Source organism: Nocardioides cavernae (genome assembly GCF_013410035.1).
Classification (GTDB): Bacteria; Actinomycetota; Actinomycetes; order Propionibacteriales; family Nocardioidaceae; genus Nocardioides; species Nocardioides cavernae_A.
This window is the reverse complement of record NZ_JACCBW010000002.1, coordinates 568,837-590,102: the sequence shown is the minus strand read 5'-3', so window position 1 is coordinate 590,102 and position 21,266 is coordinate 568,837. Positions and strand designations below refer to the sequence as shown.

18 protein-coding genes and 1 tRNA gene are annotated in these 21,266 nt (G+C 71.4%); 9 read left to right on the top strand and 10 right to left on the bottom strand.

Annotated elements, in window-relative coordinates:
• The first annotated feature begins 35 nt into the window (after positions 1 to 35).
• The 6 genes from F4692_RS10375 (at position 36) to F4692_RS21565 (ending at position 7,313) form a co-directional block, all read left to right on the top strand.
• Positions 36 to 896: a hypothetical protein gene (locus tag F4692_RS10375; RefSeq protein WP_179619578.1), complete on the top strand. Its 861-nt coding sequence runs from the start codon at positions 36 to 38 to the stop codon at positions 894 to 896.
• Positions 893 to 2,116, top strand: coding sequence for a fumarylacetoacetase (fahA, locus tag F4692_RS10370; RefSeq protein WP_179619577.1), 1,224 nt, complete (start codon positions 893 to 895; stop codon positions 2,114 to 2,116). The genes F4692_RS10375 and fahA overlap by 4 nt, the downstream gene beginning before the upstream one ends.
• A 51-nt stretch (positions 2,117 to 2,167) precedes the next feature.
• On the top strand, positions 2,168 to 3,076 hold the full coding sequence (locus tag F4692_RS10365) for a metallophosphoesterase (protein WP_179619576.1): 909 nt from the start codon (positions 2,168 to 2,170) through the stop codon (positions 3,074 to 3,076).
• Between the two features lie 14 nt (positions 3,077 to 3,090).
• Positions 3,091 to 3,771: a histidine phosphatase family protein gene (locus F4692_RS10360; RefSeq protein ID WP_179619575.1), complete on the top strand. Its 681-nt coding sequence runs from the start codon at positions 3,091 to 3,093 to the stop codon at positions 3,769 to 3,771.
• A 31-nt stretch (positions 3,772 to 3,802) separates the two neighbouring features.
• Positions 3,803 to 4,006: a sigma factor-like helix-turn-helix DNA-binding protein gene (locus F4692_RS10355; RefSeq protein ID WP_179619574.1), complete on the top strand. Its 204-nt coding sequence runs from the start codon at positions 3,803 to 3,805 to the stop codon at positions 4,004 to 4,006.
• Between the two features lie 112 nt (positions 4,007 to 4,118).
• Positions 4,119 to 7,313: a M4 family metallopeptidase gene (locus tag F4692_RS21565; protein WP_179619573.1), complete on the top strand. Its 3,195-nt coding sequence runs from the start codon at positions 4,119 to 4,121 to the stop codon at positions 7,311 to 7,313.
• 75 nt (positions 7,314 to 7,388) lie between these two features.
• On the opposite strand, the gene F4692_RS10345 is transcribed toward F4692_RS21565, so the two are convergent.
• From F4692_RS10345 to F4692_RS10330, 4 genes are all read right to left on the bottom strand, one after another.
• The gene (locus F4692_RS10345) at positions 7,389 to 8,729 is read right to left on the bottom strand and encodes an MFS transporter (protein WP_179619572.1); all 1,341 of its coding nucleotides are present in this window, start codon (positions 8,727 to 8,729) and stop codon (positions 7,389 to 7,391) included.
• On the bottom strand, positions 8,726 to 9,679 hold the full coding sequence (locus tag F4692_RS10340) for a carbohydrate kinase family protein (RefSeq protein ID WP_179619571.1): 954 nt from the start codon (positions 9,677 to 9,679) through the stop codon (positions 8,726 to 8,728). Before F4692_RS10340 ends, F4692_RS10345 begins: the two co-directional genes overlap by 4 nt.
• A 7-nt stretch (positions 9,680 to 9,686) precedes the next feature.
• Positions 9,687 to 10,919 (bottom strand): AGE family epimerase/isomerase, encoded by a 1,233-nt coding sequence (locus tag F4692_RS10335; RefSeq protein WP_179619570.1) that lies wholly within the window; start codon positions 10,917 to 10,919, stop codon positions 9,687 to 9,689.
• Between the two features lie 65 nt (positions 10,920 to 10,984).
• Positions 10,985 to 11,066: transfer RNA gene (locus tag F4692_RS10330), tRNA-Tyr, on the bottom strand.
• Positions 11,067 to 11,162: 96 nt separating this feature from the next.
• On the opposite strand from F4692_RS10330, the gene F4692_RS10325 reads away from it, so the two are divergent.
• Positions 11,163 to 11,654, top strand: a complete 492-nt coding sequence (locus tag F4692_RS10325) for a YajQ family cyclic di-GMP-binding protein (RefSeq protein ID WP_179619569.1) — start codon at positions 11,163 to 11,165, stop codon at positions 11,652 to 11,654.
• On the opposite strand, the gene F4692_RS10320 is transcribed toward F4692_RS10325, so the two are convergent.
• The 6 genes from F4692_RS10320 to F4692_RS10295 all read right to left on the bottom strand — a co-directional run bounded on the left by F4692_RS10320 (position 11,638) and on the right by F4692_RS10295 (position 17,842).
• Entirely contained in the window at positions 11,638 to 12,288 is a 651-nt protein-coding gene (locus F4692_RS10320) for a cobalamin B12-binding domain-containing protein (RefSeq protein WP_179619568.1), read from the bottom strand. The two genes, F4692_RS10325 and F4692_RS10320, sit on opposite strands and share 17 nt — an antisense overlap.
• 71 nt (positions 12,289 to 12,359) lie before the next feature.
• Positions 12,360 to 13,337 carry a sulfate/molybdate ABC transporter ATP-binding protein gene (locus F4692_RS10315; protein ID WP_179619567.1) on the bottom strand — a complete coding sequence of 326 codons (978 nt, stop codon included), beginning with the start codon at positions 13,335 to 13,337 and terminating at the stop codon, positions 12,360 to 12,362.
• 26 nt (positions 13,338 to 13,363) lie between these two features.
• The gene (locus F4692_RS10310; RefSeq protein ID WP_179619566.1) at positions 13,364 to 14,236 is read right to left on the bottom strand and encodes a sulfate ABC transporter permease; all 873 of its coding nucleotides are present in this window, start codon (positions 14,234 to 14,236) and stop codon (positions 13,364 to 13,366) included.
• Positions 14,229 to 15,008 carry a sulfate ABC transporter permease subunit CysT gene (gene cysT, locus F4692_RS10305; RefSeq protein WP_257029744.1) on the bottom strand — a complete coding sequence of 260 codons (780 nt, stop codon included), beginning with the start codon at positions 15,006 to 15,008 and terminating at the stop codon, positions 14,229 to 14,231. Before cysT ends, F4692_RS10310 begins: the two co-directional genes overlap by 8 nt.
• 78 nt (positions 15,009 to 15,086) lie before the next feature.
• Complete coding sequence (locus tag F4692_RS10300; protein ID WP_179619564.1) at positions 15,087 to 16,124, bottom strand: sulfate ABC transporter substrate-binding protein; 1,038 nt, start codon at positions 16,122 to 16,124, stop codon at positions 15,087 to 15,089.
• A 209-nt stretch (positions 16,125 to 16,333) separates the two neighbouring features.
• Positions 16,334 to 17,842, bottom strand: coding sequence for a glycosyl hydrolase family 18 protein (locus tag F4692_RS10295; RefSeq protein WP_179619563.1), 1,509 nt, complete (start codon positions 17,840 to 17,842; stop codon positions 16,334 to 16,336).
• A 253-nt stretch (positions 17,843 to 18,095) separates the two neighbouring features.
• On the opposite strand from F4692_RS10295, the gene F4692_RS10290 reads away from it, so the two are divergent.
• Both F4692_RS10290 and F4692_RS10285 read left to right on the top strand, forming a co-directional pair.
• Positions 18,096 to 20,111: a 2-oxoacid:acceptor oxidoreductase subunit alpha gene (locus F4692_RS10290; RefSeq protein WP_374757296.1), complete on the top strand. Its 2,016-nt coding sequence runs from the start codon at positions 18,096 to 18,098 to the stop codon at positions 20,109 to 20,111.
• Positions 20,111 to 21,238 (top strand): 2-oxoacid:ferredoxin oxidoreductase subunit beta, encoded by a 1,128-nt coding sequence (locus tag F4692_RS10285; protein ID WP_179619561.1) that lies wholly within the window; start codon positions 20,111 to 20,113, stop codon positions 21,236 to 21,238. Before F4692_RS10290 ends, F4692_RS10285 begins: the two co-directional genes overlap by 1 nt.
• Positions 21,239 to 21,266: the final 28 nt, after the last annotated feature.

The window sequence follows — 21,266 nt, the reverse complement described above, 5'->3', positions numbered from 1 at the left end:
GGAAGTGTCCGCTATCTGGTGGCTAGAGTAGACCCGTGGCCTCCCCCGACACATCCCTCGATCTCGACCCGCGGTCGCGTCGCTGGCCTGAGCAGTGGCGCGGCCTCGTCGACGACGCCGCGATCTTCCCGCCCGGCGACGCTCCGCTGCCCGAGGCGACCGCCGCGTACGCCGCGCGCACCCGGGAGTGGCACGCCGACCTGGTGGGCAGCTTCGTCCTGCGCGACACCGACCTGCCGCTGGTGCGCGGGTTCGACGCCCCGCTGTCCGTGGTCCTGACCGGGGGCGCCGGCCAGCTGGCCGGGCCGTTCGGCCTCGCCGACCGGCTCGGGCTGTCGATCGCCGCGCTGGAGGTCGCCGTGCGCGACGTCGACGACCCGGTCGGCAACGTCCGCCGGATCGACGCGGCCGCCCGCGACGCCGGCATCGAGGTCCCGGTCTACGTCGAGGTCCCCGGCCCGCCGACCGCGTCGTGGCTGGCCGCGGCCGACGAGGTCGCGGCGTGCGACCACCGGCTCAAGCTCCGGCTCGGTCACGTCGACCACGACCTCATCCCCGACGCGGCGACCGTCGCGGGGTGGATCGACGCGGCGCTCGACCGCGAGATGCGCTTCAAGGCGACCGCCGGGCTGCACCGGGCCGTGCGCCACGACCCGGAGGGCGGCGGCGCGCACGGCTTCCTCAACGTGATGGCCGCGACGCAGGCCCTGTGGGACGGCGCCGGCGTCGCCGACGCGACCGCCGTGCTCGAGCAGCGTGACGGCGCCGCCCTGGCCGCGACGGACGTGTCGGCGGCACGCAGGTGGTTCACCTCGTTCGGCTCGTGCTCGGTGACCGAGCCCCTCGACGACCTCGTCTCCCTCGGACTCACCACGGAAGCGGTGGACACGCCATGACACTCCCGACGCCACTCCAGACCTGGGTCGAGGGAGCCGCCGGCTCCGGGTTCGACGTCGACCACCTGCCCTACGGCGTGTTCGCGCGCTCCGGCGAGCACCCGCGCGTCGCGGTGCGCATCGGCGACTTCGTGCTCGACCTCAGCATCGTGGCGGCCGCCGACATGGTGGACACCCACGCCCTCTACGACCAGCCGACGCTGAACCCCTTCATGGCGGCCGGCCCGACCGTGTGGGAGTCGACGCGCGCCTGGATCACCGGGCTGCTCACCGACGAGACCGAGCGCGACCTCGTCGAGCCGGCCCTCTCGCCGGTCGACTCGGTCCGGATGCTGATGCCCTTCACCGTCGGCGACTACGTCGACTTCTACGCCTCCGAGCACCACGCCTCCAACGTCGGGCGGATCTTCCGCCCCGACCAGGAGCCGCTCCTGCCCAACTGGAAGCACCTCCCCGTCGGCTACCACGGGCGCTCCGGCACCGTGGTCGTCACCGGCACCGACGTCGTACGCCCGAGTGGCCAGCGCAAGGCGCCGACGGAGGACCTCCCGACCTTCGGTCCCTCCCGGCGACTCGACATCGAGGCCGAGCTCGGCTTCGTCGTCGGCGCCCCGTCCGCCATGGGCGAGCGCGTCGCGACCGCCGACTTCGCGCGGCACACCTTCGGCGTCGTCGGCCTCAACGACTGGTCCGCGCGCGACATCCAGGCTTGGGAGTACGTCCCCCTCGGGCCGTTCCTCGGCAAGTCCTTCGCCACGTCGATCAGCGCCTGGGTCACGCCCCTGGCCGCCCTCGACGCGGCGTGGACGGACCTGCCCGGACAGGATCCGGAGGTGCTGGACTACCTCCGGGTCGAGGGTCCCGCCGGGCTCGACATCGAGGTCGAGGTGCTGCTCGACGGCGAGGTCGTGGCCCGACCGCCCTACCGCACGATGTACTGGTCGCCCGCCCAGATGCTGGCCCACACCACCGTCAACGGCGCCGGCGTGCGCACCGGCGACCTGTGGGGCTCCGGCACGGTCTCCGGCGCGGAGCCCGGGCAGCGCGGGTCCTTCCTCGAGCTCAGCTGGGGCGGCACGGAGCCGTTCGTCGCGGGTGGTCGCGAGCGCACGTTCCTCGAGGACGGCGACGAGGTGACCCTGCGCTACTCCGCCCCGGGCACCGGAGGCGGGCGCATCTCGCTGGGCGAGGTCACCGGGCGCATCCTGCCCGCCCGCTGACGTCCCGCCGGCACCGGCCCGACGCTTCCCGGGGGCCCTAGGCTGGCCCGCGTGAAGCAGCTCGGCCAGTACGCCCCACCCAGCCACGCCGTCGCCCACCTGAGTGACCCGCACCTGCTCGGCGACGACACCCTGCACTTCGGCGCGGTGGACAACGTCGCCAACCTGCGCGCGGCCCTCGACCGGCTCGCGGCCGTACGCCCGGCACCGCAGGCGCTCGTCTTCACCGGGGACATCGCCGACCGGGCGGACCCCGAGGCGTACGCCCTGGTGCGGTCCATCGTCGAGCCGTTCGCCGCCGGGATGGGTGCCGTCGTCGTGTGGACGATGGGCAACCACGACGAGCGGGCGCCCTTCGCGCGGGGCCTCTTCGACTCCGACGACGCCGGCTTCCAGGACCGCGTGCACGACGTGGACGGCCTGCGGATCGTCGCGCTCGACACCAGCGTGCCGGGCCACCACCACGGGGAGCTGGAACCGGCCCAGCTCGCGTGGCTGGCGGACGTGCTCGCGACGCCGGCCGAGCACGGCACCCTGCTCGCCATGCACCACCCGCCCCTCCCGCTGCCGATGCTGCGCGCCGCCGAGCTCATCGAGCTGCACGACCAGCAGGCGCTGGCCGACGTCATCACGGGCACCGACGTGCGCGGGATCCTCGCCGGCCACCTCCACCTCTCGACCTGGTCCACCTTCGCCGGGGTGCCCGTGTCGGTGACGTCGGCGAGCTGCTACACCAGCGACCCGGCGCCCGTCGACCGCTTCGTGTCGGGCGTCGACACCGGCCAGGCGTTCACGATGGTGCACGCCTACGACGACCGGCTCGTGCACACCCTCGTCCCGCTGGAGCGCGGGACCGAGGTCACCCACGTCGGCTCCGAGATCGCCGAGGCGCTCGAGGGTGTCCCCCTCGAGGAGGCCATGGCCCTCGCCTCGAGCAAGACCTCGCCCTTCAACACCTGAACCCGGGACCACCCTTGCGACTCCTCCTCATGCGCCACGGCCAGACCCACGCCAACGTCTCCGGCGAGCTCGACACCGCGCACCCCGGCCTCGACCTCACCGACCTCGGGCGGGCCCAGGCGGCGGCCGCCGCGAGGGCCATCGCCGACCACCACCTCGACGCGATCTACGTCTCCAGCCGCGTGCGTACCCACCAGACCGCGGCGCCCACCGCGGAGGCCCGGGGGCTCGCCCCGGTCCAGCTCGACGGGCTCGAGGAGATCGACGCGGGCGACTTCGAGATGAAGTCCGACCACGACTCGGTCGCCGGCTACATCGGGGCCGTCGCCACCTGGCTCGAGGGCGACCTCGCTCACCGGATGCCCGGCGGCGAGACCGGCGAGGAGTTCCTCGCCCGCTACGACGCGGCCGTGCGCCGCATCGTCGACGCCGGCCACGACGCCGCGCTGATCGTCAGCCACGGCGCCGCCGTGCGTACGTGGGTGTCGACCCGCATGACGCCGCACCCCGACGCCCCGCCCGCGACGCAGCCGCTCCACAACACCGCGCTGATCGTGCTCGACGGCGACATGGAGTCCGGCTGGGAGATGGTGTCGTGGCAGGGCCACCCCGTCGGCGGCGAGCTGCTCGAGGACCCGACCGCGGAGGACCCCACCGGGGACCTGGACCCCGACGGGGACGGCGAGATCGGCTGAGGCCTTGCGCTGTCAGCATATGCTGACACCCATGAGGACCTCGAAAGACACCGACGACGACGGCGGCGTGCTGCACGAGCTGGCCGCCGTGCGGGAGGCCAAGCGCGAGCTGACCCGACGCGAGGAGGTGGCGGTGCGACGAGCGCGCCACTCCGGCTTCAGCTGGGCCGAGATCGGCACCCTTCTGGGGGTGACACGACAGACGATGCACCGCAAGTACCGGCGCGTCGGCTGAGATCTTGTCGCTGCACCCCTCCCCCACAGCAGGTAGTTCGGACTACATTGCGCGCGGATGATCTCGGCGCATCGGCGTCCGAGGCGCCCTCTGTCTGGAGGTCTGCAGCATCGTGAAGCATCTCAGGCAAGGACTGGGCCTTGCACTCATCGGGGCGGGCCTCGCGGCCCTGCCCGCCACGTCGGCGCTCGCAGCGCCCAACGCTCCGTCCGCGGAGCCCTCGATCGTCCAGCGCATGAAGGACGACGCGCGCGGCACCATCCGCATCACGGAGGAGCGCGCCACCGGACGCGTCGGCTTCGCCCGCACCGCGAGCGGTGACCTCCTCCCCTCCGTCGACGCCCGCACCGCGACGCAGGCCGCGGCCAAGGCCGGCGCCTACCTCGACGAGTACGCCACCGCCTTCGGCGCGCGACGCGGCGAGCTGCGCCAGACCGAGGTCCGCGAGGCCCGCGGCGGCTGGACCGTGGAGTACGCCCAGAGCTACCGCGGCGTCCCGGTGTTCGCCGGTGAGCTGCGCGCGCACGTCGACCGCCAGGGCGACCTGACCGCCGTCAACGGCTTCGCGGTCCCCGGCCTGGACCTCGACACCACCCCGCGGGTGAGCAAGGCGGACGCCGCCGCGCGCGCCGTACGCCTGGTCGGCGCCTCACCGTCCGACAAGCGCACCCCCGGTTCGGCCAAGGGCCTCGAGGCCGTCGCCAACGACCTCATGGTCTACCGGATGGGCACCACCCGCGGCGTCGAGGGCGACGCCGTCCTCGCCTGGGTCGTCGAGGTGAGCAACCGCAGCGACGTGCGCGAGACCGTCATCCTCGACGCCCGCACCGGCAAGAAGATCAACCGCTGGTCGATGATCGCGCACAACCTCAGCCGCGAGCTCTACGAGAGCAAGCTGGCACCGGCCAACCTGGTCTGGAAGGAGGGCGACGCCTTCCCCGGTGGTCTCGACGAGGACCAGGCTGCCGAGGTGGCCGGGGCCGGTGAGACCTACTGGATGTTCATGAACACCTTCGGCCGCGACAGCTACGACGGTCAGGGCGCGAAGATGGTCACGGTCAACAACGACCCGGCCATCAGGTGCCCCAACGCCAACTGGAACGGCGTCAGCACCAACTACTGCTCGGGCGTCAGCTCCGACGACACCGTCGCCCACGAGTGGGGTCACGCCTACACCGAGTACACCTCGGGCCTGATCTACCAGTGGCAGTCCGGCGCGATGAACGAGGCCTACTCCGACATCTGGGGCGAGACGGTCGACATGCTCAACGACCGCTACAACGAGACCCCCGACACCAAGCGCATCGAGGGTGATTGCTCGGTCCAGTCCCCGCCGCTGATCTCCGTCGAGATCACCGCTCCGGCCAACGTCGCCGGTCCGTGCGAGGCGGTCCCCGCCTCCGGCGGCCCGACCTTCACCAGCGAGGTGCTGACGCCGCAGGTCGTGGTGGGCCTCGACGCCGAGGACCCCGAGGTCGACGACGTCCCCACCGACGGCTGCTCGCCCTTCTCCAACGCCGCGGCGATCGACGGCAACTGGGTGTTCGTCGACGAGAACCTCAACACCGGTTGCGGCGAGGACAGCCTCGCTGCCTACTACGAGGCCGTCGCCGGCAACGCCATCACCGCGGGCGCCGAGGGCATCATCTTCGGCGGCGACCCGGAGTTCGCCCCGTGGGACATGCCCGGTGCGACCTTCACCATCCCGGCGCTGCAGGTGGACGGTGACTCCGGCACCCGCTTCAAGACCGCCGGCACGAGCACGGCCCGCATCAGCGCGTCGACGACCAACACCGACGAGTCCTACCGCTGGCTCTCCGGCGAGGCCGACCCGGCCTTCGGCGGCGCCATCCGCGACATGTGGAACCCGAACTGCTACGGCGACCCGGGCAAGGTCTCGGACGAGGAGTACTACTGCGACACGACCGACGCGGGCGGCGTGCACACCAACTCCGGCGTGGTGAACCACGCCTACGCCCTGCTGGTCGACGGCAGCACCTACAACGGCGTGACGGTCCCCGCGATCGGCCTCGACAAGGCGGCCAACATCTTCTGGCAGGCCCAGCTCGAGTACCTCACGCCCTCGTCCGACTTCGCCGACCTCGCCGACGCGCTCGCGTCGTCGTGCACCGACTTGGTGGGCGAGGACATCAACGAGGTGACGCTCGGCCAGAGCGCGACCGGCGGCAGCCAGGCGACGCCTGAGCTCGCCGACCCGATCACCACGGCCGACTGCGCCGCGGTGGACAAGGCCTCGCAGGCGGTCGAGCTGGCCAAGGACCCGGTCCAGTGCAACTTCGGTCCGTTGCTCGCCAAGAACACCCCCTCGCTCTGCGGCACCGGGTTCACCAGCAAGGTGACCTGGAGCGAGGACTTCGAGGACGGCCTCGCGGGCTGGACCCAGGACGAGGACGTCGTCTACGCCGACGAGGGCGCCACCGGCATCGACTGGGTGCCCACCACGTCCGCGCCCGGTGGTCACGCCGGCGGCGTCGCCTTCGGGGCCGACCCGACGACGGGCAGCTGCCTGGCCGACGCCGAGGACATCTCCGGACGCAACGGCCTCATCAGCCCGAGCGTCACGGTCCCGGCGGGCACCTCGCCCCGACTCACGTTCGACCACTACGTGGCGACGGAGGCGGAGTACGACGGTGCCAACGTCAAGGCGAGCGTCAACGGTGGTCCGTTCACCGTGATCCCCGCCTCCGCCTACGTCTTCAACGGCCCGGGTGCGGTCCTGGCCACCGCCGAGGAGGACAACACCAACCCGATGGGCGGAGAGGTGGCGTTCACCGGCACCGATGGTGGCGAGATCAACGGGTCGTGGGGCACCTCGATCATCGATCTCGCCGCGATCGCCCCGGCCGGGGCGTCGGTGAAGTTCCGCTTCGACATGGGGCGTGACGGCTGCAACGGCGTCGATGGCTGGTACGTCGACAACGTGAAGGTCCAGGTGTGCGAGAAGAACGCGACCACGCCGACCCCGCCCAACCCGCCGAACCCGCCGGCGCCGGACGAGAAGGACCAGACCCGCACCAAGGTGAAGGTCAAGCCCGTCACGGTGGAGCGTGGCGAGCAGGTCAAGGTCGTCACGGTCGTGAAGTCGCGCGCCGGTACGCCTCGCGGTGAGGTCCGGGTCAAGGTGGACGGCAAGAAGATCGACACCGTCAGGCTCAGCAAGGGCCGTGCCGTGGTGACGTTCAAGGCCACCTGGAAGCCCGGCAAGTACACGGTGAAGGTGACCTACCTCGGCACCGACAACTACAAGAGGAGCTCGGACGACGCGAGGCTGCGCATCAAGGGCTGACGCCCGGCGCACGTCGTACGACGGAGGGCCCCGACGCACTGCGCGTCGGGGCCCTCCCGCACGTCGGGGGCTGGCTCAGACGCCCTCGGTCCCGATGCCCGGGTGCACGAACGGCTGGCCCGCCCGCATCTGCTCGACCGACCCCGGGTGCATCCGGGCCAGGTGCGCCAGCCCGCGGCGGCGGTAGCGGAGCGTCTGGACGATCCCCAACGCCCAGAAGGCGTACTGCACCGACAGCGCGAGCTTGAAGTCGCCGAGCGTGTACGACTCCATCCCGCCCGACGCGGACAGGTCGAGCACGACCCCGATGAGCGCCATGGTCAGCAGCGAGGCGGTGAAGCCGCCGACGTTGACGAGCCCGTTGGCCCGTCCGGTCTCGTGCGGCGGGGTGAAGGAGCGCGCGAGGTCGAAGCCGACCATCGCCGCCGGGCCGCCGCTCGCGGTCGCGAACGCCATCACCACGACGAGCCAGGTGGGTGCGGCACCCGGCCACAGCAGCACCGCCGTCCACGGGACGACCATCGCGACGACGATGCCGACCACGATCCACGAGCGGTAGTAGGGCAGCCGGGCGACGAGCCGGGCGGTGACCAGCCCGCTCACGACCGTCCACGCGGTCATCGCCATCAGCAGCGTGCTGGCGGCGCCGGACGACCACCCCAGTCCCTGCACGAGGAACGGGTAGCCCCACAGCAGCGCGAACACCGTGGCCGAGAACTGCGACACGAAGTGCGACCACATGCCCAGCCGGGTCCCCGGGTTGCCCCACACGGTCCGCACCGACTGCGCGAGCGCGCGCAGCTTGATCGCTACCACGTCGTCGGTGCGGTAGGGCGAGTCCTTGACGAAGGCGAGCACGCCGACCAGCAGCACGATCCCGACGCTGGAGGTCAGTGCGAAGGCGCGGGTCCAGCCGAGCGCGTGGAGGAGGTACGACAGCGGGCCGGCCGCCGCGATCGCCCCGAGCTGCCCGGCGAGCCCGGTGACCTGGGTGACCATCGGCGCCTGCCGGACGAGGAACCACACCGTCACCAGTCGGATGACGCTCACGAACACCATCGCGTCGCCGGCACCGACCACCGCGCGCGCCGCGACCGCGCCGGCGAAGGACGAGGAGAAGGCGAAGCCGAGCTGGCCGGCCGTCATCAGGACGAGCCCGACGAGCAGCATGGCGCGCGAGCCGTAGCGGTCGAGCAGCACGCCGACCGGGACCTGCATCCCGGCGTACACCACCAGCTGCAGGACGGTGAACGTCGCCAGGCTCGTCGCGCTGATGTCGAAGCGCTCCGACGCGATGATGCCCGCGACCCCGAGCGAGCTGCGGTGGAAGACCGCGAGGACGTAGACCGCGAGGGCGACCAGCCAGATGACCCAGGCGCGCCGCCTGCCGATGTCGTGGATCTGCTGCGTCGTCACTCCGCGCCCGCCGCGGGACCGCCCAGCGCGGCGCGCAGCTCGGCGCGCGTCGGCGGGTCGGCGCCCGGGCGGGAGACGTTGATGGCGGCGCCGATCGCGGCGGTGGAGACGGCGTCGAGGACGTCGCGGTCGCTCAGCGCGCGCAGGGCGTCGCCGGCCCCGGCACCGCCGACGCCGAGGCCGAGCAGCGCGTCGACGAGCACGCCGCTGAACGTGTCGCCGGCGCCGACCGTGTCGGCCACGGCCACCGGCACGCCCGGCACCTCGAGGACCGTGCCGTCGGGGCGCACGGCGACCGCGCCGTCGGCGCCGCGGGTCACCACGACGAGGCCGGGGCCGCGGCCGGCCCATCGGGTCGCGGTGGCGACCGGGTCGTCGTCGGGGTGCAGCCAGTGGAGGTCCTCGTCGCTGACCTTGACCACGTCGGCCAGGCCGACGAGCTCCTCGACGCGGGCGACCGGGCCGGCGCGGTCGGGCGTGATCGCCGGGCGCGCGTTGGGGTCGAGCGAGAGCAGCGCCCGGCCGCGGTGCGTCCGGAAGGCCTGCAGCACGGCGTCGGCGCCCGGCTCGAGGACCGTCGCGATCGAGCCGACGTGCAGGACGTCGCACTCCTCGTCCGGGACGGCCGGCAGGTCCCAGTCGAGGTCGAAGGCGTAGGACGCCGCGCCCGCGTCGTCGAGGGTGACGACGGCGCTGGACGTACGCCCGCTGCCGGTCCGCTGGGCGAGCACGGCCACGCCGCTCGCCTCGAGCCACGCGCGGACCAGCGCGCCGCGGTCGTCGTCTCCCAGCAGGGTCACCAGGCGTACGTCGCGGCCCAGGCGGCCGAGTGCGATGGCGACGTTGGCCGGGCTGCCCCCGGGCAGGTCGCGCGGGGTGCCGTCACGGTCGGGGACGACGTCGACGAGCGCCTCGCCGACGACGAGCACCCGGGGCTGCGCGTCCGTCATGCCCCCATCATGCCGGTGAGCGCAGCGCGTCCGACACCGCCACCGCGCTGGCGAGGCTCGGGGTGAGCGGAAGGCGTGGGAGGAGGGTCGCCTGCACCGCGTGGTAGAGGTCCGGCTTGCCCGGCCAGACGCTCGCGTGCGGGCGGTTGTCCGGATCGAGCTCGTGGTGCCACGAGCCCTGCTCGAGGTCGAGGAGGTGCTCGGCGGCGTACGCCCACCAGCTGCCGTGGCACTGCGCGTACCCCTCCTCGCCGGTCCGCCGGTGCAGCGCGGCGGCAGCCGCGATGGCCTCGGCGGCGACCCAGTGCATGCGGGCACGCACGACCGGGCGACCCGACCAGTCGGTGGTGTAGACGAAGCCGGGCGACCCGTCGACGTGCCAACCGTCCGCGACGGCCCGCTCGAAGAGCAGCCGCGACGTCTCCAGCAGCCCCGCGGGAGCCGCCCCGCCCAGGGTCGCCTCGAGGTGGAGCAGCAGGCGTGACCACTCCAGGCCGTGCCCGACGGTCGCGCCGTAGGGCTTGAACGGGTCGTCGGGCCGGTCGCGGTTGAGCTCGAGGTCCACCGACCAGTCCGGGCCGAAGTGCTCGGGCAGCCGCCCGTCGTGGGCGCCGGCGAGGTCGACGACGAGGCCGGCCAGCCGGGCCGCGCGCTGGTGCCAGACCGGGTCACCCGTGACGTCGCCGACGGCGAGCATCGCCTCCAGGGAGTGCATCGTGGAGTTGAGCCCGCGGTAGGGCGCGGGCTCGGACCAGCCACGGTCCCACTCGTCGACGACCCGGCCGCGGTCCTCGTCCCAGAAGTGGCGCTCGAAGACCCGCGTCGCGTCGGCGAGGACGTCCTCCGCGCCGGGGACGCCCGCCACCACGCCGGTGGACCCGGCGAGCATCACGAAGGCGTGGGCGTAGCAGGACTTCACGGCCGAGGTCGCCACGCCGTCGCGGCCGACCGCCTCGAACCAGCCTCCGTGCTCGTCGTCGCGCAGCGTCGTGCGCAGCCCTGCGAGCGTTCCCTCCGCGACCTCGGCCGCTCCCTCGACGCCGAGCAGCGCGCCCAGCCCGTGCACGTGCACCATCCGGCTGGTGATCCAGGTGTGCACCGGACGCGCGAGGTCGGGCGTACCCCGGTCGTCGAGCCACGCGGCCCCACCGAGCGGGTGCACGACGTGCCGGCCGAACTCGATCAGGCGGCGGCACTCGGCGTCGAGCCACGCGTCGTTGGGGAAGGTCTCGGCGCTCATGGGGTGAGTCAAATGCACGAGACCCCCGCCTGTCGACGGGGGTCTCGCGACTGGACGACGTCCAGTGGCAGGTAGAGGATTCGAACCTCTGTAGGCAATGCCGGCTGATTTACAGTCAGCTCCCTTTGGCCGCTCGGGCAACCTGCCGGGCCGTGCGGAACAATAGCAAGGCACGCACGTCACCACGAATCGCCGGGGCACGCTGCAGGAGCCCCCCGAGCCCCCCAAGGAGAGGCAACAACCATGGCCGACTCGAGCTTCGACATCGTGAGCAAGCTGGACCGCCAGGAGGTCGACAACGCGCTCAGCCAAGCGGCCCGCGAGATCGCCACGCGCTTCGACTTCAAGGGCACCGGCGCCAGCATCGAGTGGAAGGGCGAGAAGGCGATCGAGATCACCGCGTCCGCCGACGACCGGGCGAGCGCCGTGCTCAGCGTCTTCCAGGACAAGCTCATCAAGCGCGACCAGAGCCTGAAGATCCTCGACGCGTCCGAGCCGCGCCAGTCCGGACAGGTCTCCAAGATCGACATCACGCTCAAGGAGGGCATCACCTCCGAGGACGCCAAGAAGATCTCCAAGCTGATCCGCGACGAGGGCCCCAAGGGCGTCAAGGCGCAGGTGCAGGGCGAGGAGCTGCGGGTCTCGTCCAAGAAGCGCGACGACCTCCAGGCCGTCCAGCAGCTGGTGAAGTCGCAGGACTACGACTTCGCGGTGCAGTTCACCAACTACCGCTGAGCTCCGCGAGGGCGCCGACCAGCACGACGACGGCGCGGCTCGGGTCGGCCGGCAGCGACCGGGCCCCGATCTCGGCGACGGTGTCGTCGTCGGCCCCGCGGCCGGCGACGTACACCGGCACGTCGGCGGCGAGCCGACGCAGGGCGGATGCGTTCGCGGTGAACATGGTCGGACGGGTGGCGGCGAGCACGACAGCGTCGGCCCCGCTGGCGCGGGTGGCCGCGAGGATCGCGGGCATCGGGGTGTCGGCGCCCAGGAACCGCGCGCGCACGCCGCGCTCGCGCAGCATCAGCGCGACGCAGAGCAGCACCATGTCGTGCCGTTCCCCGGGCGGGCAGGCCAGCAGGACGACGGGTGCCGCGAGGGCGGCGTCCTCGAGGACCGGGCGCGGCGGCGCGGCGGCGAGCGCGGTGAGCTTGCGGCGCAGCATCTCGCTCACGAAGTGCTCGTGGGCGACCGACAGGGTGCCCGCCTCCCAGCGGTCCCCGACCTCCTCGAGGAACGGCAGCACGACGCCGACGACCGCCCCGGAGAGGGGCACGTCCCACAGGAGCCTGGCGATGGCGACCTCGGCGGCCTCGGTGTCGAAGGCCTCCACCGCCGACCACAGTGCGTCCCGGGTCGTCGTGTCCACGAGAGAACGCTAGTGGCCGGCGTCGCGCCGCGTGGGCACAACGCCGGCCACACCCTCCCCAGGGAGGGACGTCAGACGGCCGTCGCCATCCGCGGCACCACCGTCGCGCCGGCTGCCGGCGTCAGCCACACCGTGCTGCCCTCCTGGAGCTGGAGCGAGCGCGCGTGGGCCCGGGTGACCACCACCGACACCTCGTCGCCGTCCACGGTCAGGACGTGCAGGCGTACCTCGAACCCGATCCGTACGAGGCGCGAGACGGTGCCCTCGACCGCTCCCGCGAGCATCGGGCTCGTCTCGAGCTCGATGTCGTGCGGTCGCAGCGAGACGCCGCCGAGGTGGGTCACCTCGCCGAGGAACGACATCACGAAGTCGTTGGCAGGCTCGTCGTAGAGCTGGTCGGGGGTGCCGACCTGCTCGACGCGGCCCTCGTTGATGACCACGATCTCGTCGGCGACCTCGAGGGCCTCCTCCTGGTCGTGGGTCACGAAGACGGTCGTGACGTGCACGTCGTCGTGCAGCCGGCGCAGCCAGTCGCGCAGCTCCTTGCGGACCTTGGCGTCGAGCGCGCCGAACGGCTCGTCGAGCAGCAGCACCGACGGCTCGACGGCCAGCGCCCGGGCGAGCGCCATGCGCTGGCGCTGGCCGCCGGAGAGCTGCGACGGCAGCCGGTGGGAGAACTGCGAGAGGTGCACGAGCTTGAGCAGCTCCTGCACGCGGTGCTCGATCTCGTCCTTGGGACGCTTGCGGATCTCGAGGCCGAAGGCGACGTTCTTGGCGACGGTCATGTGCTTGAAGACCGCGTAGTGCTGGAACACGAAGCCGACGTTGCGCTTCTGGGCCGGCAGGTGGGTCGCCTCGTTGCCCTCGATGGTGACCGACCCGGTGTCGGCCTTCTCCAGGCCGGCGATGATCCGCAGCAGGGTGGACTTGCCGCCGCCGCTGGGCCCGAGGAGGGCGGTCAGCTGGCCGGTCGGGATCGTCACGTTGACGTCGTCCAGCGCCACGAAGTCGCCGAACTTCTTGTTCAGGCCCTTCACTTCGATGCTCATGGGTACTGCCCTTTCACAGGTGCCGGTCAGGCGTGGTTCTTGGGTCGGATGATGGCGACGACGACGATGCAGGCGACGGACACCATCGCGAGCAGGAAGGCGGTCGCGTAGGCGCCCTGCTGGTCGAAGTTGAGGTACTTCTCCTCGACGGCGAGCGTGGCCGTGCGCGTCTGTCCCAGGACGTTGCCTGAGACGACCTTGACCGCGCCGAACTCGCCGAGCGAGCGGGCGAGGGTCAGCACGACGCCGTAGACGATGCCCCACTTGATCGACGGCAGCGTGATCCGCCAGAAGCGCTGGAGCCCGTTGGCGCCCAGGCTCTCCGCGGCCTGCTCCTGCTCGATGCCGATCTCCTCGAGCACGGGCACGATCTCGCGGATCATCAGTGGCAGCGCCACGAAGGTGGTCGCCATGATGATGCCGGGTGTCGAGAAGATGACCTGGAAGCCCAGGTCCAGGAGGAACGGCCCGAACCAGCCGTTGCGGCCGCCGTAGACCAGCACGAGCGCGAGGCCCACGACGATGGGCGAGACCGACAGCGGGATGTCGAGCAGGGCGTTGAGCACCCGCTTGCCGGGGAACTCCTTGCGCACCAGCAGCAGGGAGATGCCCACGCCGAACAGCGTGTTGATGACCACCGACCACACCGCGACGTACGCACTGAGCTGCAGCGCGACGACCATGTCGGGGTCCTCGAAGAGCGCCTGGATCGAGGAGAAGCCGTCGTCGAAGGTGTTGGTGACGACCAGCGAGACCGGCCAGGCGACGAGGAAGAACAGGTACGCCGCCGCGACCAGGCGCAGGACGTAGGTGGTGGGGGTCTTGCGGACGCGCGGTGGACGGCGTCGCTCCTCGACCGGTGCCGGCGCGGCGTCCGCGTGGACCAGGGTGTCAGCCACGTGCAGCCACCCGCCTCTGGATGACGTTGAGGAGCACGATGACCGCGAGCGAGATGACCAGCAGCACCGTGGCGACGGCGGCCGCCGCCGGGACGTTGTCGTTCTCGATGCTGCTGAGGATGCGCACGGAGGTGACCTCGGTCTTGAAGGGGAGGTTGCCCGAGAGCAGCACGAGCGAGCCGTACTCGCTGACGCCGCGGGCGAAGGACAGGGCCGCTCCGGCGGTGATGGCCGGGGCCAGGCTCGGAAGGACGATCCGGCGGAACGTCGTGAAACGGCTCGCGCCGAGCGAGGCCGCCGCCTCCTCGACGTCGCGGTCGAGCTCCTCGAGCACCGGCTGGACCATGCGGACCACGAACGGCAGCGTGACGAAGAGGAAGGCCAGGAAGACCGCCGGCCGCTGGTTGGCGATGTCGATGCCGACGGGGCTGTCGTTGCCGTAGAGCGAGAGCAGCACCAGGCCGGCGACGATCGTCGGCAGCGCGAACGGGATGTCGATCATCACCTCGAGCACCGACTTGCCCCAGAACCTGTCGCGCACCAGCACCCAGGCGATGAGGGTGCCCATGAAGACGTTCACGACGGTGACGCCGAGGGCGGTGAACACGGTGAGCTTGATGGCGGCGGCCGTCTGGCCGTTGGTGACGGTCGACCAGAAGACGTCCCAGCCGCCGTCGATGGCCGTGACGACCACGGCCATCAGGGGGATCAGGACCAGCGCGCTGAACCAGATCATGGCGATGCCGAGCCCGAGCCCCGACGAACGCGTCAACGTGGACCGCGGGCCCGACCGGCGAGGAGTCCTCGCCGGTCGGACCGCGGCAATCTCAGTGGAGGTCATGCAGGTCGATCACTCGAGGGAGAGACCGGCACCGAGGATGGCGGCGAAGATGATGCCGTTCTCCTCGTCGAAGAACTTCGTCGACACCTCGTCCCAGCCGCCGAAGTCGTTGTCGACCGTGAGCAGCGTCTTCACCTCGGGGAAGGGGTTGCTCGGGTCGGCAGCGCCCTCGACGGTGCCGCCGTAGTCGACGTCGTCGCGGATCGGGCGGAAGCCGGTCAGGGCGAACTGCTTCTGGCCCTCGTCGCCGAGGACGAAGTCGAGCCAGGCCTGCGAGGGCTCGGAAGCGTCCTTGAGGACGGCGCCGGCGTTCTCGATCAGCAGCGTGGTGTCCGGCAGGACGTACTCGAAGCCCTCGTCGTTCTGCGCGGCGAGGATGGCCTCGTTCTCGTACGCCATCAGCACGTCGCCCGTGCCGCCGAGGAACGCGGTGGTGGCGTCACGGCCGCTGCCCGGGAGGGAGACGACGTTCTTGAAGAACTTGTCGACGTACTCGGTGGCCTCCTTGTCGGTGCCACCGTCGCTGATGACCTGGCCGTAGGCGGCGAGCGCGTTCCAGCGGGCCGCGCCGGACGAGGCCGGGTTGGGGGTGACGATCTCGACGCCGGGCTTCACCAGGTCGGCCCACGTCTTGATGTTCTTGGGGTTGCCGTCGCGGACGCCGAACACGACCACCGAGCGGGACACGACACCCTTGTTCTCGCCCTGGTCCCAGCCCTCGTCCACGAGACCCTCGTCGACCAGTCGGGTCACGTCGGTCGGGACGGAGAAGTGGACGTAGTCGGCCTTGAGGCCGGCGGCGACCGCGCGGCTCTGGTCGCCGGACGGTCCGTAGGAGGTCTGGAACTCGACGCCCTCGCCCTCGGGCGTCTTGACGAACTCGGAGGCGATGTTCTTGTTGGCCGCCTCAGGGACGGCGAAGCCGACGATGTGGATGGTCTTGGCGTCGTCGTCGCTGTCGCCCCCGGAGGCGCCAGGCGCGCAGGCGGACAGGGCCAGCGCTCCTACCAGAGCTGCCGCGAGAGCGGCACGTGAACGGATCTGCATGGGGGGTACTCGACTTTCTTGATCGGTGAGCAATGTCGAGAAACATACATGACTTTATTGACGCCGATGACATTGACCGATCCATGGGCGCGTGTCGTGGCTCACGCACCCCTCCCCACGCTGTGCGGGCGCGCTGAACGGGCCGGAGGCGCCGTGCACCTCCGGCCCGTCGTACGCCGTCCCGAGCGGCGCAGCTGCGGTGGGCCGGGTCAGCCGAGCCCGTTGCTCACGGCGGTGATCAGCTCGCCGTTCGAGGTGTCGCCGGACAGCTCCCAGAAGAAGGCGCCGGCCAGTCCCTGCTCCTTGGCGTAGGCCATCTTCGACGTGATCGTCTGCGGCGTGTCGTAGCTCCACCACTGGTCACCGCACTTCGCGTACGCCGTGCCGCCGACCGTGCCGGTCGCGGGGCAGCGCTGCTTGAGCACCTCGTAGTCCTCGATGCCCTGCTCGTACGTCCCGGGCGCGGGACCGGTGGCCGAGCCGCCCGGCGCGTCCTGGCTGACGCCCGACCAGCCGCGGCCGTAGAAGCCGATGCCGAGCAGCAGCTTGGAGGTGGGGATGCCCAGGGAGCGCAGCTTGGCGATCGCGGTGCTCGAGTCGAAGCCCTGCGTGGGGATGCCGGGATAGGAGGTCAGCGGCGAGTGCGGGGCGGTCGGTCCCTGGGCGGCGAAGGCGCCGAAGTAGTCGTAGGTCATCGGCATGTACCAGTCGACGTACTGCGCGGCGTCGCCGTAGCCGCCCGCCTCGATCTTGCCGCCGCTGGTGCCGTCCGCCGTGATGGCGGCGGTGACGAGGTCGCTGCCGAACTCGCTGCGCAAGGCCTGCATCAGTCGGGGGAACGCCTGCGTGCCGCTGGAGTCGCACGACAGGCCGCAGGCGTTGGGGTACTCCCAGTCGATGTCGATGCCGTCGAAGACGTCCGCCCATCGCGGGTCCTCGACCAGGTCGTGGCACGACGAGGCGAAGGCCGCCGGGTTCTGCGCCGCCTGGCCGAAGCCGCCGGACCAGGTCCAGCCGCCGAACGACCACAGGATCTTGAGGTGCGGGTGCTTGGCCTTGAGCTTGCGGAGCTGGTTGAAGTTGCCGCGCAGCTGCTGGTCCCAGGTGTCGGCGACGCCGTCGACGCTCTGGGCGGCGGTGTAGGCCTTCTCGTGGTCGGCGTAGGAGTCACCGATGGTGCACCGGCCGTTCTGCACGTTGCCGAAGGCGTAGAGGATGTGGGTCAGCTTGTCGGCCGAGCCCGAGGTGTCGAGGTCCTTGGCGTGGAAGTTGCGGGCGTAGGTCCCCCAGTTGGTGAAGTAGCCGATCACCTTCTTGCCGGCCGGGTCCGGGGGCTGCGTCGGGTCGGGCGGGTCGGTCGGGTCCGTCGGGTCGGGCGGGTCGGTCGGGTCCGTCGGGTCGGTCGGGTCGGTGGTGCCGCCGCACGCGCCCTGGTCGGCCCACACGCCCCACTCCCCCGTGGTGCCGGGGGTCTCGCCCTGCGTCCACCACTTCGCCCGCCAGGTGTGGCCACCGTGCGTGACGAGGTTGCCGGCGGTGTAGACCGCCGACGAGCTCCAGGCCGGGTCGGAGCAGGCGGCGGCAGCCGCAGGCGCGGGCGCCTGGGTCGAGGCCGGTCCGGCCATCGCGAAGGGCAGCAGCACCGCGGTCAGCGCGGTCGTGGCCAGCAGGCCGACGGTTCGTCGGAGCCCCGGCCTGGGGACGTGCGTGGACAACATGGATCCTCCCGAGTGGATGGGGGCGCGGTGCGCCCGTTGCTCCGAACCTAGGGAGGGCGTGAGCCACGTCACAAGGGGTTCGTTAGATCTCTTTACTAACTACCGTCGCGTGGTTCGTACGGTGAACTAACAAAAGGGCAGGTCACCCGCGACGTCACCTCTGCGCACCCAGCCGGGAACGCGTCGGCCGAGCGTCTCGCATCGTGGAACGTCGCTACGGTTGAGCGCCCGGTCGACCCCGGACCCGGTGGACGTGAGGTCCGTCACGCGGTGCGCCCGAGGGCCGTCCCACAGGGCAAGGCAGCGCCGGACGGCGAGGGATCGGCGGATAGAGTCAACGCTTGTGGTAGCACCCCAGAAAGAGGTCAAGCAGCTCGACCGAGTGATCATCCGGTTCGCCGGCGACTCCGGCGACGGCATGCAGCTCACGGGCGACAGGTTCACCCAGGAGACGGCGGCCTTCGGCAACGACCTGGTCACCCTGCCCAACTTCCCGGCCGAGATCCGGGCCCCCCAGGGCACGCTCCCCGGGGTCTCGTCGTTCCAGGTGCACTTCGCCGACCACGACATCCTCACCGCGGGTGACGCCCCCGACGTGCTGGTCGCGATGAACCCCGCAGCGCTGCGCGCCAACCTCGGCGACCTCCACAAGGGCGCGACGATCATCGTCGACACCCACGACTTCACCGCACGCAACCTCACCAAGGCCGGCTACAAGGACAACCCGCTCGAGGGCGACGCCCTCGCGGAGTACGCCGTCCACACCGTCGACCTCACCGGCATGACGGTGGAGTCGGTGAAGGAGTTCGGGCTCTCGCGCAAGGACGCCTCGCGCGCGAAGAACATGTTCGCCCTCGGACTGCTGTCGTGGATGTACGGCCGCCCGACCGACCCGACGACGACCTTCCTGGCCAAGCGCTTCGCCAAGGTGCCCGACATCCGCGACGCCAACATCACGGCGTTCAAGGCCGGCTGGAACTTCGGCGAGACCACCGAGGCGTTCGCGGTGCAGTACGAGATCAAGCCCGCGGTCCTGCCGCCCGGCACCTACCGCAACATCACCGGCAACCTCGCGCTGGCGTACGGCCTCGTCGCCGGCGGCGTCCAGTCGGGCCTTCCCGTCTTCCTCGGCACCTACCCGATCACCCCGGCCTCCGACATCCTCCACGAGCTGAGCAAGCACAAGTCGTTCGGCGTCACGACGTTCCAGGCCGAGGACGAGATCGCCGGCGTGGGTGCCGCGATCGGCGCGTCGTACGCCGGGCACCTCGGGGTCACCTCGACCTCGGGCCCGGGTGTGGCGCTGAAGTCCGAGGCCATCGGCCTCGCCGTGATGACCGAGCTCCCGCTCGTCGTCGTCGACGTCCAGCGCGGCGGCCCGTCGACCGGGCTGCCGACCAAGACCGAGCAGGCCGACCTGCTACAGGCGATGTTCGGCCGCAACGGCGAGGCGCCGGTGCCGGTCATCGCGCCCCAGTCCCCCGGCGACTGCTTCGCCGCGGCGGTCGAGGCGACCCGGATCGCCGTCACCTACCGCACGCCCGTCCTGCTGCTGTCCGACGGCTACCTCGCCAATGGCTCCGAGCCCTGGCGGGTCCCGACCGTCGACGAGCTGCCGGTCATCGACCCCGACTTCGCCACCGAGAAGAACCACGGCTCGGGCGAGGACGCCGAGTTCTGGCCCTACCTCCGCGACGAGCAGACGCTCGCCCGGCCGTGGGCGATCCCCGGCACCCCCGGCCTCGAGCACCGCATCGGCGGCCTCGAGAAGGGCGACGGGCACGGCAACATCTCCTACGACCCGGCCAACCACGACTTCATGGTCCGCACCCGCCAGGCCAAGGTCGACCGGATCGCCGACTCGATCCCGCTCGTGGAGGTCGACGACCCGTCCGGCGAGGCCAAGGTGCTCGTCCTGGGCTGGGGCTCGACCTACGGCCCCATCGGCGCGGGCGTGCGCCGGGTCCGCAAGGCCGGCTACCACGTCGCCCAGGCCCACCTGCGCCACCTCAACCCTTTCCCGAGCAACCTCGGCGAGGTCCTCAAGGGCTACGACAAGGTCCTCGTGCCCGAGATGAACCTCGGGCAGCTCTCCCTGCTGCTGCGCGCGAAATACCTCGTCGACGCGGTCGGCTACAACCACGTACGCGGTCTCCCCCTCAAGGCCACCGAGCTCGCCCACGCGATCGGCGAGCTGGTCGGCCAGGCCGAGGGCATCGACGTCGAGCTCGGCGTCTGGGGCGAGCCCACCCAGAAGGAGCACATCTGATGAGCACCTCACCCCTCACCGACCTCGGCCTGCCGGGCCTGCGCTCGGGCACCGAGCTGGTGCCGGCCCACGACGCCGCGGCCGACGGTCCGCAGACCGGCAAGGACTTCACCTCCGACCAGGAGGTCCGCTGGTGCCCCGGGTGCGGCGACTACGCCGTGCTCAAGGCCGTGCAGTCCTTCCTGCCCGACCTCGGCCTGCGCCGCGAGAACATCGTCTTCGTCTCCGGCATCGGCTGCTCGTCGCGCTTCCCGTACTACCTCGACACCTACGGCATGCACTCCATCCACGGACGCGCGCCGTCGATCGCGACCGGCATCGCGACCGCGCGCGAGGACCTGTCGGTCTGGGTGGTCACCGGTGACGGCGACGCCCTCTCGATCGGCGGCAACCACCTCATCCACGCGCTGCGCCGCAACGTCAACATGACGATCCTGCTGTTCAACAACCGGATCTACGGGCTCACCAAGGGCCAGTACTCCCCCACCTCCGAGACCGGCAAGGTCACCAAGTCGACCCCGATGGGCTCGCTGGACCACCCGTTCAACCCCGTCTCGCTCGCGCTCGGCGCCGAGGCGTCGTTCGTCGCGCGCACCATCGACTCCGACCGCAAGCACCTCACCCAGGTCCTCGCCGCGGCGGCCGCCCACCGCGGCACCTCGCTCGTCGAGATCTACCAGAACTGCCCGATCTTCAACGACGGCGCCTTCGACGCGATCAAGTCGCCCGACACCAAGGCCGACGCGATCATCCCGCTGGTGCACGGCGAGCCCGTGACCTTCGGCGCACCGTCCGAGGACGGCCGCGGGTCCAGGGCGCTGGTCCGGGACCAGGCGACGGGTGGGGTCACGGTCGTCGCCACGGCCGAGGTGGACGCCGCGGACATCGTCGTCCACGACGCGCACAACCCGGACCCGACGATGGCGTTCGCGATCTCGCGCCTCACCGACGCGGGCTACCTCAACACCTCGCCGATCGGCATCTTCCGCCAGGTCGAGCGACCGACCTACGACGACCAGGCGCGCGAGCAGGTGGCCCTCAGCATCCCCGAGAACGACGACACCGCCGACCGCGCCGCTCGACTGGCGGCGCTGATCGGCGGTGGCGACACCTGGACGATCATCTGATCGTCCAGGCGGGGTCACGCGGGGTGGG